Origin of the sequence: Corynebacterium jeddahense (genome assembly GCF_028609865.1) — a bacterium.
Taxonomy (GTDB): Bacteria; Actinomycetota; Actinomycetes; order Mycobacteriales; family Mycobacteriaceae; genus Corynebacterium; species Corynebacterium jeddahense.
On record NZ_CP063194.1, the window covers coordinates 1 to 13,371 of the forward strand.

General features: G+C 67.9%; 12 protein-coding genes. 7 read left to right on the top strand and 5 right to left on the bottom strand.

Annotation, left to right across the window (positions count from 1 at the left end; genetic code table 11):
* The 5 genes from dnaA (at position 1) to gyrB (ending at position 7,308) form a co-directional block, all read left to right on the top strand.
* Positions 1–1,560, top strand: a complete 1,560-nt coding sequence (dnaA, locus tag CJEDD_RS00005; RefSeq protein WP_042405334.1) for a chromosomal replication initiator protein DnaA — start codon at positions 1–3, stop codon at positions 1,558–1,560.
* Between the two features lie 511 nt (positions 1,561–2,071).
* Positions 2,072–3,256, top strand: a complete 1,185-nt coding sequence (dnaN, locus tag CJEDD_RS00010; RefSeq protein WP_042405331.1) for a DNA polymerase III subunit beta — start codon at positions 2,072–2,074, stop codon at positions 3,254–3,256.
* Between the two features lie 2 nt (positions 3,257–3,258).
* The gene (recF, locus tag CJEDD_RS00015) at positions 3,259–4,431 is read left to right on the top strand and encodes a DNA replication/repair protein RecF (RefSeq protein WP_042405329.1); all 1,173 of its coding nucleotides are present in this window, start codon (positions 3,259–3,261) and stop codon (positions 4,429–4,431) included.
* On the top strand, positions 4,424–5,014 hold the full coding sequence (locus tag CJEDD_RS00020) for a DciA family protein (RefSeq protein WP_042405327.1): 591 nt from the start codon (positions 4,424–4,426) through the stop codon (positions 5,012–5,014). The genes recF and CJEDD_RS00020 overlap by 8 nt, the downstream gene beginning before the upstream one ends.
* 194 nt (positions 5,015–5,208) lie before the next feature.
* Positions 5,209–7,308: a DNA topoisomerase (ATP-hydrolyzing) subunit B gene (gyrB, locus tag CJEDD_RS00025; protein ID WP_042405325.1), complete on the top strand. Its 2,100-nt coding sequence runs from the start codon at positions 5,209–5,211 to the stop codon at positions 7,306–7,308.
* 15 nt (positions 7,309–7,323) lie between these two features.
* Here gyrB and CJEDD_RS00030 read toward each other — a convergent pair whose 3' ends face one another.
* The 4 genes from CJEDD_RS00030 to CJEDD_RS00045 all read right to left on the bottom strand — a co-directional run bounded on the left by CJEDD_RS00030 (position 7,324) and on the right by CJEDD_RS00045 (position 8,909).
* A complete protein-coding gene (locus tag CJEDD_RS00030) occupies positions 7,324–7,758 on the bottom strand; it encodes a DUF6918 family protein (protein ID WP_042405322.1) in 435 nt (144 codons plus the stop codon).
* Between the two features lie 177 nt (positions 7,759–7,935).
* On the bottom strand, positions 7,936–8,364 hold the full coding sequence (locus CJEDD_RS00035; RefSeq protein ID WP_042405321.1) for a hypothetical protein: 429 nt from the start codon (positions 8,362–8,364) through the stop codon (positions 7,936–7,938).
* 75 nt (positions 8,365–8,439) lie between these two features.
* Entirely contained in the window at positions 8,440–8,703 is a 264-nt protein-coding gene (locus tag CJEDD_RS00040; RefSeq protein WP_042405319.1) for a hypothetical protein, read from the bottom strand.
* Entirely contained in the window at positions 8,700–8,909 is a 210-nt protein-coding gene (locus tag CJEDD_RS00045; RefSeq protein WP_042405317.1) for a hypothetical protein, read from the bottom strand. Before CJEDD_RS00045 ends, CJEDD_RS00040 begins: the two co-directional genes overlap by 4 nt.
* A 71-nt stretch (positions 8,910–8,980) precedes the next feature.
* Between CJEDD_RS00045 and gyrA the strand changes: the two genes are divergently transcribed.
* Together gyrA and CJEDD_RS00055 are read left to right on the top strand one after the other, a co-directional pair.
* A complete protein-coding gene (gene gyrA / locus CJEDD_RS00050) occupies positions 8,981–11,578 on the top strand; it encodes a DNA gyrase subunit A (protein WP_042405315.1) in 2,598 nt (865 codons plus the stop codon).
* A gap of 3 nt (positions 11,579–11,581) precedes the next feature.
* On the top strand, positions 11,582–11,920 hold the full coding sequence (locus CJEDD_RS00055; protein WP_042405313.1) for a DUF3566 domain-containing protein: 339 nt from the start codon (positions 11,582–11,584) through the stop codon (positions 11,918–11,920).
* A 3-nt stretch (positions 11,921–11,923) separates the two neighbouring features.
* On the opposite strand, the gene CJEDD_RS00060 is transcribed toward CJEDD_RS00055, so the two are convergent.
* Entirely contained in the window at positions 11,924–13,063 is a 1,140-nt protein-coding gene (locus CJEDD_RS00060) for a hypothetical protein (RefSeq protein ID WP_052333715.1), read from the bottom strand.
* Positions 13,064–13,371 lie beyond the last annotated feature (308 nt).

Here is a 13,371-nt window from a genome sequence, read left to right on the forward strand (position 1 = left end):
GTGGCCGATCAACACCTCGAGGACCTGTGGCGTGGCGTCGTCGACGAGCTCGTGCGCCTCTCCGAGCAACCCACCTCCTCGGTACCCACGCTCACCCCACAACAGCGCGCCTACCTCCGGCTCATGAAGCCGGTCGTGCTTGTCGACGGCTACGCCCTCCTCTCCGCGCCCCACCAGGCCGCGAAGAGTGTGGTGGAGGAGTCCCTTGCCCCGCACATCACCGCGCTGCTGTCCTCTCACACCGGCCAGCCCTACAACCTCGCCGTCTCCGTCGCCGCGCCGGAACCGGAACCCCAACCGGAGCCTGATCCGGAACCGGTGCCCGAGCCGGAGCTCGCCTGGGAGACTACGAAGTCCCAGGCCACCGCGCCGGCGGGGGAGCAGATCCCGATGGGCCTGGACGAGCTGGCGCAGATGCACGCGGCGCAGGTGGCGGGACGACGTCGAGACGCAACTGCCCACCCCACCGTGGACCGCCGCATCCCGCGCGAGAAGCCGGCGCACGACCCTGACCGCGAGGCGAGCCTCAACCCGAAGTACACGTTTGAAAACTTCGTCATCGGCTCCTCGAACCGCTTCGCCAACGGCGCCGCCGTCGCCGTCGCCGAGAACCCCGCGAAGGCCTACAACCCGCTATTTATCTGGGGCGGCTCGGGCCTGGGTAAGACGCACCTGCTCCACGCCGCCGGCAACTACGCGCGCGTGCTGCAGCCGGGCCTGCGCATCAAGTACGTCTCCTCGGAGGAGTTCACCAACGACTACATCAACTCGGTGCGCGACGACCGGCAGGAGTCCTTCAAGCGGCGCTACCGCAACCTGGACATCCTCATGGTCGACGACATCCAGTTCCTCGAGGGCAAGGAGGGCACGCAGGAGGAGTTCTTCCACACCTTCAACGCGCTGCACCAGGCGAACAAGCAGATCATCCTCTCCTCGGACCGGCCGCCGAAGCAGCTGACCACGCTCGAGGACCGTCTGCGCACCCGCTTCGAGGGCGGGCTCATTACCGACGTCCAGCCGCCGGACCTGGAGACCCGCATCGCCATCTTGATGAAGAAGGCGGCCGCCGACGGCACCCAGGTGGACCACGAGGTCCTCGAGCTCATCGCCTCGCAGTTCGAGTCCTCGATCCGCGAGCTCGAGGGCGCGCTCATCCGCGTCTCGGCGTACTCGTCCCTCATCAACGAGCCGATCACGATGGACGTCGCTCAGGTGGCGCTGCGCGACATCCTCCCCGACGAGGGCGACGTGAACATCACCGCCGCCACCATCAAGGACGCCGCGGCCGAGTACTTCCAGGTCTCGCCCGATCAGCTCGTCGGCGCCGGCAAGACGCGGCAGGTGGCGCACGCCCGCCAGATCGCCATGTACCTCTGCCGCGAGCTCACCGAGCTGTCGCTGCCGAAGATTGGCGACGAGTTCGGCGGCAAAGACCACACGACCGTCATGTACGCGGACAGGAAAATTCGCAAGGAGATGACGGAAAACCGCGGCACCTACGACGAGATCCAGGAGCTCACGCAGGTGGTGAAGAACCGCGCCCGCACCCGGGGGCGGTAGGGGCTCGGTGAACTATTCCCTCTCCGCAGCGGGAATTCTTCAGTTTTCCCAGGTCGCCGCTCCGGTCACGCGGAATAGTTCAGCGCGCATCCACAGCCCTATCCACACCTGTGTAATTACGGCCGTGTAACTCGGCGACCTGAGTCACATTTCCGAAAATCACAGGCGCCGCCTGGCTGGGGACAGCGTGTGCATAGCCGGTGGATCACCCGGCGCCTGAGTGTGTAATTTCAACCCCGCCGGGGAATTATCCACAGAGGGGCCGACTTATCCACAAGTTATCCACACCCCGAATCACACGGCCGACACGCCGGGCGACCGGCCCCGGAACGGTGAATTCCACAGTTTCCCCAACACCTACTGTTGTTCCCCTCTATTTACTTGTAATTCAACCTGTAGAAACAGAGCGTGTGAAAACCCGCCGAGAATGACAAATGTAGAGTGGTTGCGAATCGCATCTGCCCAACGACAGCCCAACGACTGCCCAACGACGAAGGGGGCCCGCGCCATCATGGAAACCAACGTGTCGTTCCGCGTGCACAAGGACGAGCTCGCCGACGCCGTCTCGTGGGTCGCGCGCAGCCTGCCCACGAAGACCACGCAGCCGGTGCTTCGCGCCGTGGTGATCACAGCCGACGACAACGGCCTGGAGTTCGCGGGCTTCGACTACGAGGTCTCCTCGCGGGTGCGCATCGGCGCCGAGGTGAACGAGCCCGGTCGCGTCGCCGTGGCCGGCAAGCTCCTCTCCGACATCGTGGGCACGATGCCGAGCGACGCCATCGAGGTGACCACGGACGGCAAGGTGATGACGCTCAAGGCGCGCTCGTCGCGCTTCGAGCTCCCGCTCGTCCCGCTCGACGACTACCCGCAGCTGCCGACCCTGCCCGAGGTCACCGGCAAGATCTCCCCAGCCGCGCTCACCGGGGCCGTGACCCAGGTCGCCGCCGCCGCGGGACGCGACGACACGCTGCCGATGCTCACCGGCATCCACGTCGAGATCGAGGGCGAGAACGTCAAGCTCACCGCCACCGACCGCTTCCGCCTCGCGCAGCGCCACCTCACGTGGGAGCCGGCCGCGCCGGGCGTGCAGGCGGACCTGCTCATCCCGGCGAAGACGCTGCTGGACAACGCCCGCACGCTGGACACCTCCCTCGACGAGCCGGTGGAGATCGCCGTCGGCGCGGGCGACAACATCGGCGGCGATGGCCTCTTCGGGTTGCACACCGGCAATCGAGAGACCACGACGCGCATGCTCGACGCGGACTTCCCGAACGTCGCGCCGCTGCTGCCGAAGACGCATACCTCGATCGCCTCCATCGAGGTCGCCCCGCTGCTTGAGGCGATCCGCCGCGTGAGCCTGGTCGCGGACCGCAACGCCCAGATCCGCATGCAGTTCCGTGGCGACGAGCTCACGCTCTTTTCCTCCGGCGCGGATTCCGGCGCGGCGCAGGAGACGATGCACGCCGACTTCTCCGGCGCGGACGAGCTGCTCATCGCCTTCAACGCGGGTTACCTGCGCGAGGGACTGGCCGTCATCGGCACCGACCACGTGCTCTTCGGCTTTACCGAGGCCTCCCGCCCGGCGATCATGGTCCCGCAGCCGGAGCAGATGCCGGAGCAGGGCGCGGACGGCGCGTTCCCGACGCCGCAGACGCACTTCACCTACCTGCTCATGCCGGTGCGCCTGCCGGGCTAAGCATGTACCTGCGCGAGCTCGACCTGCGCGATTTCCGCTCGTGGCCCGAGCTGAACCTCAAGCTCGAACCGGGGGTCACGGTCTTCGCTGGCCGCAACGGGCACGGCAAGACGAACATCGTTGAGGCGGTGCACTACTCGTCCAAGCTCTCGAGCCACCGCGTATCGACGGATGCTCCGCTCATCAACGCCGCAGCCGACAACGCCCGCGTCTCCGCCACGACGGTAAACGAGGGGCGCGAGCTGACCACCCACCTGCTCATCAAGCCCCACGGCGCGAACCAGGCACAGATCAACCGCACGCGCCTCAAGTCCGCCCGCGAGCTGCTCGGGGTGCTACGTGTGGTCATGTTCTCGCCCGAGGACCTGCGCCTCGTCAACGGCGAGCCGGCGGAGCGCCGCAGGTTTCTCGACGACCTCGCGGCCCAGCGCACGCCCCGGCTCGGCGGGGCCCGGGCGGACTACGAGAAGGTGCTGCGCCAGCGCAACGCCCTGCTCAAGCACTCGAACATGGCGTTGCGCCGCGGCTACGGCGACGAGGACGGGGCGAGCGCGCTGTCCACGCTCGACGTGTGGGACGGCCAGCTCGCGGCGCTCGGCGCGCAGGTCGTGGCGGGCCGGATGGAGCTCGTCGATACGCTGGCGGAGCCCGTCGCCGAGGCCTACCGCTCCGTCGCGCCGGAGTCGCGCCCGGCCTCGATCGCGTACGCGTCGACGCTCGAGGGCGCGGTGCGCGAGCTCGCCGGCGGCCCGTCGCGCGACCCGGCGGTGCTCGAGGCGGCGATGCTTGCGGAGCTGGGCCGGCGCCGCAAGGAGGAGATCGACCGGGGCGTCACGCTCGTCGGCCCGCACCGCGACGACCTCGCGCTCATGCTCGGCGATCAGCCCGCGAAGGGCTACGCCTCGCACGGGGAGACGTGGTCGTTCGCGCTCGCGCTGCACCTCGCGGAGTACCAGCTGCTCGCCGCGGGCGGCTCGGACCCGGTGCTCATCCTCGACGACGTCTTCGCCGAGCTCGACGCCGCGCGCCGGGAGCGCCTCGTCCACGTCGCCGCGGGCGCCGAGCAGGTGCTCGTCACCGCGGCCGTGGGCGACGATCTGCCCGGCAACCTCGACGATGCCGTCGCCGCGCGCTACGCCGTGACCATGGTCAGCGGGGTGAGCTCGATTGAGTGACCTCGTGCGCCAGACCTTCGACACCCTCCGCGAGACCGCGCGGCGCCGCGGCGTGCGCCTGCCGGACCTGTCCAGGCAGGGCAGCGCCGTCGTGCCGCGCCGCAACACACCCTCGCTTACCGACGGACCACAGGTGACGGTGCCCGGGCTGGACTTGCCGGAGGAACGTCGTCACGCAACTGTCCGGGGGATCCCCACCGGGGCCGACGGACGGGCGCTGCCGCGCGGGTACAAGGTGAGCTCGTTCGGCGCGCTGCTGGGCAGCGAGATCCGCAAGCGCGACTGGACCGAGAAGATGGCGCACGGCTGGGTGATGGGCCACTGGGACGAGCTCGTCGGAGCGAAGATCGCGCAGCACACGCACGTGGAGATGATCAAGGGCGGCGAGGTGCACGTGAGCTGCGACTCCACGGCCTGGGCGACGCAGATGAAGTACATTCAGCGCGAGGTGCTCGCCGCGATCGCCGCGAAGGTGGGGCCGGACGTGGTGACGAAGCTGCACGTGTACGGGCCGCGGACGAAGAGTTGGCGATACGGGCCGCTGCACGTGAAGGGGAGGGGCCCGCGCGACACGTACGGGTAACCGCTTCGAGAGCGTGATGAAGCAGCAGCAGGAATTTCTCGACGGGTTGACAATTCTCTGAGGCGGTAAAAACGCGCGTGAAACGCCCTCTCGCGGGTTGGACGGGTGCCCGTAATCTCCCCCTCACCGTGTAAGATGAGACGGGTTCAACGGGCCTTCGGCCCACATTTCACGCATGGAGGAGCTTTCCGAACGTGGCAGAGCAGCAACCCCATTACGACGCGTCGTCGATCACGATCCTCGAGGGCCTGGAGGCGGTGCGCAAGCGTCCGGGCATGTACATCGGCTCGACGGGCGTGCGCGGCCTGCACCACCTGGTGTGGGAGGTCGTGGATAACTCCGTCGACGAGGCGATGGCGGGCTACGCCGACCGCGTCGACGTGACGCTGCTGGCCGACGGCGGCGTGGAGGTCGTGGACAACGGCCGCGGCATCCCGGTGGAGATGCACCCCTCCGGCGCCCCGACGGTGCAGGTCGTGATGACGCAGCTGCACGCCGGCGGTAAGTTCGACTCGGAGTCCTACGCGGTCTCCGGCGGCCTGCACGGCGTGGGTATCTCCGTGGTCAACGCGCTGTCCACCCGCGTCGAGGCGGACATCAAGCGCGACGGCAAGCACTGGATCCAGAACTTCGACATGGCGGTGCCGGACGAGCTCGTCGAGGGCGGTAATGCCCGCGGCACCGGCACGACCATCCGCTTCTGGCCGGACGCCGAGATCTTCGAGACCGTCGAGTTCAACTACGACACCATCGCGCGCCGCCTGCAGGAGATGGCGTTCCTGAACAAGGGCCTCACCATCACCCTCACCGACCAGCGCGTGAGCGACGAGGAGCTCGAGCTCGAGGCCATCGCGGAGGAGGGCGACACCGCCGCGCTCATCGACGGCGACTCGTTCGACGACACCGTGGAGACCGTCGACGCCGCCTCCGTGGACCAGGACGGCGACGGTGACCCGGTCGAGCCGGGCGACGAGGTCGCGCCCGACGTGAAGAAGAAGCGCGAGAAGAAGGTCACGTACCACTACCCGGACGGGCTCATCGACTACGTCGAGTACCTGAACAAGTCGAAGACGGCGATCCACCCGACGATCATCGGCTTCGACCAGAAGGGCGATGGGCTCGAGGCCGAGATCGCCATGCAGTGGAACCAGTCCTACAAGGAATCCGTCCACACCTTCGCCAACACCATCAACACCCACGAGGGCGGCACGCACGAGGAGGGCTTCCGCGCCGCGCTGACCTCGCTGATGAACCGCTACGCGCGCGACCACAAGCTGCTCAAGGACAAGGAGCCGAACCTCACTGGCGACGACTGCCGCGAGGGCCTCGCCGCCGTCGTCTCCGTGCGCGTGGCCGACCCGCAGTTCGAGGGCCAGACAAAGACGAAGCTGGGCAACACCGAGGTCAAGGGATTTGTCCAGCGCGCGGTGAACGAGAACCTCTCCGACTGGTTCGACGCCAACCCGGCGGAGGCGAAGGCCATCGTGAACAAGGCGGTGTCCTCCTCCCAGGCCCGCCAGGCCGCCCGCAAGGCCCGCGACCTCGTGCGCCGCAAGTCCGCCACCGACCTCGGCGGCCTGCCGGGCAAGCTCGCGGACTGCCGCTCGAAGGACCCGTCGAAGTCCGAGCTGTTCATCGTGGAGGGCGACTCCGCGGGCGGCTCCGCGAAGGGCGGGCGCGACTCCATGTACCAGGCGATCCTCCCGCTGCGCGGCAAGATCCTCAACGTGGAGAAGGCGCGCATGGACCGCGTGCTCAAGAACGCCGAGGTCCAGGCCATCATCACCGCGCTGGGCACTGGCATTAACGACGAGTTCGACATCGCCAAGCTGCGCTACCACAAGATCGTGCTCATGGCGGACGCGGACGTCGACGGCCAGCACATCGCGACGCTCCTGCTCACGCTGCTGTTCCGCTTCATGCCGGAGCTCGTCGAGCACGGCCACGTCTACCTGGCCAACCCGCCGCTGTACAAGCTGAAGTGGGGCAAGGGCGAGCCGGGCTACGCCTACTCCGACGCCGAGCGCGACGCGCTGCTCGCGCAGGGCCTCGAAGAGGGCCGCAAGATCAACACCGACGACGGCATCCAGCGCTACAAGGGCCTCGGCGAGATGAACCCGAAGGAGCTGTGGGAGACGACGCTCGATCCGGAGACCCGCATCCTGCGCCGCGTGGACATCGAGGACGCGCAGCGCGCCGACGAGCTGTTTTCCATCCTCATGGGTGACGACGTGGCCGCGCGCCGCTCGTTTATCACCCGCCGCGCGAAGGACGTCCGCTTCCTCGACGTGTAGGCGCTTGCGACGTCGTTACGCAAACCGCTCCACGATGTCGCCGAACTCCGGGATGGCGGGGCCGACGATCTTGGCGGCCTTGCCGCGGAGGGTGGAGTAGGCCTTCTTCACCGGGCCGGGCATGGAGTCGACCTGCTTGTCGCCGGCGTCGAGGATGGACTTAACCACCTCGTCCTCGCGCCCGGAGAGGAACTGACCGAAGCCCTGCTGGCCGGAGGCGGTGTAGGCGCTCCAGTAGGGGCCGAGCTCGTCGACGATCTGGGGCAGGAACTTATCGACGCCCTTCGGAATCGCATCCGCATCCGCCTTCTTGCCCGCGGCGACGGCGGACTTCAGCGCCATGCCGGTGAGCCCGGACTGGCGGGAGACGGTGGTGTCGACGAGCCGGGTGAGCTCCTGCACGACCTGCGAGCGGTTGGCGGGGGAGAGGAGGTTGGAAAGATCAGTCATGCGGACAGTTTAACTGGAAAAACGGCCGGGCTTTTGCCGGCCGTTCTTGGTTGCAGCTCTTCCACCGCAGCGCCACCGGTGCCCGCTTATCTTCGCTTCGTCACACCGGTCACATAGGTCGCTGCAACCACAACGGCCACAACCGTAACATAGGCTGTGGGAGGGCGCTACTTCTGGTTACTTCTGGGGCAGGTACTCGTCGATGTAGCTCTGCACGAACGCCTTGATCTGGTCGGCCGGGATGATGCGGTTGCCCTCCGACGAGCCCGGCACCTGCGCGAGGTTGAGCTGCGCCGCGATGTCGTCCACCGCCGCGCGCACCGGCGGCACGAAATCGACGATGACCTGGATTGTCGCGAGCGTCGCCAGGACCGCGATGCCCAGCGAGATCGGCGCGTTGCCCGTGTACGAGCTCTCAAGCGGGCGCTTCTCCGGGACCTCGATGCCCTTGTCGTAGTCGGGGTAGTAGTCCGGCTTCGACGAGCCCAACGAGCTGCCCGAGAACAGCTCGAAGATGGCCGGTTCGGCGTGGGCGGGGGTTGCGGCGACGGCGGTTCCCGTGAGGGCGGCGGCGGCGGCGAGCGCGGCGGCGGCGGATTGCTTCATGGGTGACATGGTAAAGGGTGGGGGCGCTGCAGCAGGGCGGTGCAGGGGAGCGCCTTGTAAAAATCCACACCGCCCTCACCCGGCCCAGCGCCGGTACACCTCCGCGGCGACCTCCGCGAACTGCGCGTTGCCGGCGGTGAGCGGCTCGAGCGCCCGGACCGCCTCGGCCAGCGCCGCCGCCGCCGCGGTCACCGAGTCGAACACGGGCACCCCGTGGAACCGGGACCCGGGTACCGCGGCGCAGGCGGCCAGGCCCGAAAAGGACCGGATCTGCGCCCGGTGTGCGGCGCAGAACTCGTCGGCTGCGGCGAGGAGCTGCTCGGCGGTGAGCCCCCTCATCGCGCCTGCTTCACCCGGGACTCGGTGGCCTTGAACTCGGGCACCAGGTCCCGGGCGAGGGACCGGACAAACGCCTCGTCGAGCACCCGCGCGGCCGACGCGACCACCGCGCGCCGGGCGGCCTCCTGCTTCGAGCATCCCCACGCGGAGGCGAGCAGGACGAGCGCCTTGTCCTCGTCCGCGGTCAGTCGCAGTGTCATCGCCATACCACTTTGATACCACGCCCGTACACCGCCAAACCCGGAAACCGCGCTCAGGGCCGGTAGACTGCACAACTATGGCAGACGAGACGATAGGCGGCATCGACCGCATCCAACCCATCGACATCAACGAGGAGATGCAGACCAGCTACATCGATTACGCGATGAGCGTGATCGTGGGCCGCGCGCTCCCGGATGTCCGCGACGGCATGAAGCCGGTGCACCGCCGCATCATCTACGCGATGTACGACAACGGCTACCGCCCGGAGCGCTCCTACGTGAAGAGCGCGAAGCCGGTCGCCGACACGATGGGTAACTACCACCCGCACGGCGACAGAGCGATTTACGACACCTTGGTGCGCATGGCGCAGTCGTGGTCCATGCGCTACCCGCTTGTCGACGGCCAAGGGAACTTCGGCTCCCCCGGCAACGACGGCCCGGCCGCCATGCGTTACACGGAGTGCAAGCTCACACCGCTGGCGATGGAGATGGTGCGCGACATCCGCGAGAACTCCGTCGACTTCATGCCGAACTACGACGGCAAGACGCAGGAGCCCACGGTGCTGCCGAGCCGCGTGCCCAACCTGCTCATGAACGGTTCGAACGGTATCGCGGTCGGCATGGCCACGAACATCCCGCCGCATAACCTCGGCGAGCTCGCGGACGCGATCCAGTGGATCCTCGACCACCACGACGCGGACGAGAAGACCACGCTCGACGCCGTGGTTGAGCGCGTGAAGGGCCCGGACTTCCCGACGGCCGGCCTCATCGTCGGCGACCAGGGCATCAAGGACGCCTACACCACGGGCCGCGGCTCGATCCGCATGCGCGGCGTGACGGAGATCGAGGAGATCGGCTCCCGCCAGGTCATCGTGATCACGGAGCTGCCGTACCAGGTCAACCCGGACAACTTCATCCACAACATCGCCGAGCAGGTCACGGCGGGCAAGATGGTGGGCATCTCGAAGATCGAGGACGAGTCCTCCGACCGCGTGGGCATGCGCATCGTGATCACGCTCAAGCGCGACGCCGTCCCGCGCGTGGTGCTCAACAACCTGTACAAGCACTCGGCGCTGGAGACGAACTTCTCCGCGAACATGCTCTCGATTGTCGACGGCGTCCCGCGCACCCTGCGCATGGACCAGATGCTGCGCTTCTACGTCAAGCACCAGATCGAGGTCATCGTCCGGCGCACCCAGTACCGCCTCGACGAGGCCGAGAAGCGCGCCCACATCCTGCGCGGCCTGGTCAAGGCTCTCGACGCGCTCGACGAGGTCATCGCGCTCATCCGCAACTCGCCGACTGTTGACGACGCCCGCGCGGGCCTCATGCAGCTCCTCGACGTCGACGAGATCCAGGCCAACGAAATCCTGGCCATGCAGCTGCGGCGCCTGGCCGCCCTCGAGCGCCAGAAGATCGTGGACGACCTGGCCGCGATCGAGGAACAGATCGCGGATTACAAGGACATCCTTGCCAAGCCGGAGCGGCAGCGCGAGATTGTTGGCGACGAGCTGAAAGAGATCGTCGATAAGTATGGCGACGAGCGCCGCACCCAGATTGTCGCCTCGACGGGCGACGTCACCGAGGAGGACCTCATCGCGCGCGAGAACGTGGTGGTCACCATCACCTCGACCGGATACGCGAAGCGCACGAAGGTGGACGCCTACAAGAGCCAGAAGCGCGGCGGCAAGGGCGTGCGCGGCGCGGAGCTCAAGCAGGACGACGTGGTGAAGAACTTCTTCATCTGCTCCACGCACGACTGGATCCTCTTCTTCACGAACTTCGGTCGCGTCTACCGCCTCAAGGCGTACGAGCTGCCGGAGGCGGGCCGCACCGCCCGCGGCCAGCACGTGGCCAACCTGCTGGAGTTCCAGCCGGAGGAGAAGATCGCCCAGATCATCCAGATCCGCACCTACGAGGACGCCCCGTACCTCGTGCTGGCCACCCGCGACGGGCGCGTGAAGAAGTCGCGCCTGACCGACTACGAGTCCGCGCGCTCGGCCGGGCTCATCGCCATCAACCTCAACGAGGGCGACGCGCTCATCGGCGCCTCGCTCGTGGGCGACGACGACGACATCCTGCTCGTCTCCGAGCAGGGCCAGGCCATCCGCTTCTCCGCCGACGACGAGCAGCTGCGCCCGATGGGCCGCGCCACCGCCGGCGTGAAGGGCATGCGCTTCCGCGGCGACGACCAGCTGCTCGCCATGACGGTCGCGCGCGACGGCCAGTACCTGCTCGTGGCCACCTCGGGCGGCTACGGCAAGCGCACCTCCATCGAGGAATACAACGCGCAGGGCCGCGGCGGCATGGGCGTGATGACGTTCAAGTACACCCCGAAGCGCGGCAAGCTCATCGGCGCACTCGCCGTGGAGGAGGAAGACCAGATCTTCGCCATCACCTCCGCCGGCGGCGTGATCCGCACCGAGGTCGCGCAGATCCGGCCGTCCTCGCGCGCCACCATGGGCGTGCGGCTCGTGGACCTCGCCGACGGCGTCGAGTTGCTCGCCATCGACCGCAACGTCGAGGACGAGGGCGAGGAGAAGGCCACCGCCGTGGCCACCGGGCAGAAGACGCTCGAGCAGTCGCTTGACGACGCCGCCTCCGGCGAGCGCGGCTACACCGGCGAGTGGGACGACGCCGACAGCGCCGACGCCGACGCTGAGGACGAGGAGTAACCCGTGGCTGTCCGCAAAGTGACGGTGCGCAACATTGGCGCGGGATCCGTCTTCAAGGTGGCGACGCTGCTCGCGCTCCTCGGGTTCATCGCCTGGATGGGCGCGTGCGCGCTCGTCTACTACGGGCTGGATCGCGCCGGGGTGGTGGAGTCCGTGAACTCGCTCATCGGCGGCGTGGGCGGCGACCAGGTGGTGGACATGAAGCTCGCGATGACGGCGGCGGCGCTGCTCGGCCTCATCGGCGTGGTGTTCACCGCGGTGATGGCGCCGCTCACGGCGATCCTGTACAACGCGGTCGCCGACCTTGTCGGCGGCGTGCGCTACACGATGTCGAACAAGTAGCCGCTACTTCAGCACGCCGAGGGCGTTGAGTGCGTAGACGCCCGCGGCGCCGATGCCCGCGACCGCGAGCAGCGCGAGGACCGGGCCGAGGACGGCGTTGATGTTCACCGTCGTGGCGGTCTCCGCCACGGCCGGGGTGGTGGTCGTGGTCGTGGGGGCTTTGGGGGTGGCCTTCGGGGCGTCGTTACGCTGCGGCTTCTTCTCCGCCGCGACGGCGCCGTGGCTCGTGGCGCGGGCGCCGACGGACTGCGCGGCGTGGCCGAGGCGCTGGGTGCGCAGCTGCAGCGCGTCCCAGTCGGCCGGGACCGCGACGGGGCCCTCGGCACCGTTCACGGTGTAGGGCTTCTCCGAGTAGTTGAAGGTGGAGGTGAGGTACTGGTAGTTCATCACCGAGCGGTAGTCCGGGTTCACCGGGGTGGAGGTGTGCACGGTGCCGGTAGCCTCGCGGGCGCCACCGTGGCGCAGGCCGAGGGTGTGGCCGAGCTCGTGGAGGATGGCGTTGCGCAGCTGCTCCTGGGTCTCCAGTTTGCCCGCGGCCACGTAGAACGCGTTGTCGCTCACCAGCGCGGTGCCCACGGCGAGGCTGCCACGCTCGGTGTTGTCGCCGATGACGCCGACGCGGAAGATGTTCTGGCGCTCGCCGAGGCGCTGGTCGATGTCGTTGAGCAGGCGCGCCGCCGGGACCTGGCCCTCGAAGTAGTTCTGGGTGTAGGCGAGGGTCTCGCCGCCGAACGGCTTGCCGTAGTTCGGGATGTTGGTGTAGACGTCGCCGGCGTCGATGTGGAGGGCGATGCCGTGGGCGTCGAAGAGGTCGACGAGGTCCTGCAGGATCGCCGCGGACGGGGCAAACGACCTACCGTTGCCGTCTTCCATCCAGTTGAGCTGGAGGAACAGGTCCGGGCGGTGCGGGTCCGCGCCCCAGTCGGGCAGCGGGATCTCGGTGCCGTCGCGCAGGACGACGCCGTTGGTCTCCCACTCGTCCGGGAGGCCGTCGCCGTCGGCGTCGGGGAGGCGCTGCTCGTCGGCCGCGGCGGGGGCGGGCTCGACGAGGATCTCGTTGGCGCTGGCGGTGGGGGCGATGCCGAAGAAAGCGACAGCGGCGGTGAGTGCGGCGGCGACTGCGGTGCGGGTCTGTGCGCGCATCCGGGGCTCCTTTGGTGTGGTGGAAGTGACGTGCAATGCCAGTGTTCAGGTGACGGCCATGAGTTTATGCAGCAACTATGCGCACGTAAACCCGGCGGAATCCGGCGCGATTTTATAGCCGATCGTTGAACAATGTTTCCGGATTGTTCAACGTTTTCGCCCCTATTGAGCTGCAGATTGTTCACCAATCCGCGCCCCCGGTTCCGGGCCCCGCGCGGGTTGTTGAACGATCGCCGGACCGTAGCGCCCGGATAGTTGAACAATGCATAAAACGCGCATATTATGCGTTTGCGCGAGCCCTTCGTTGC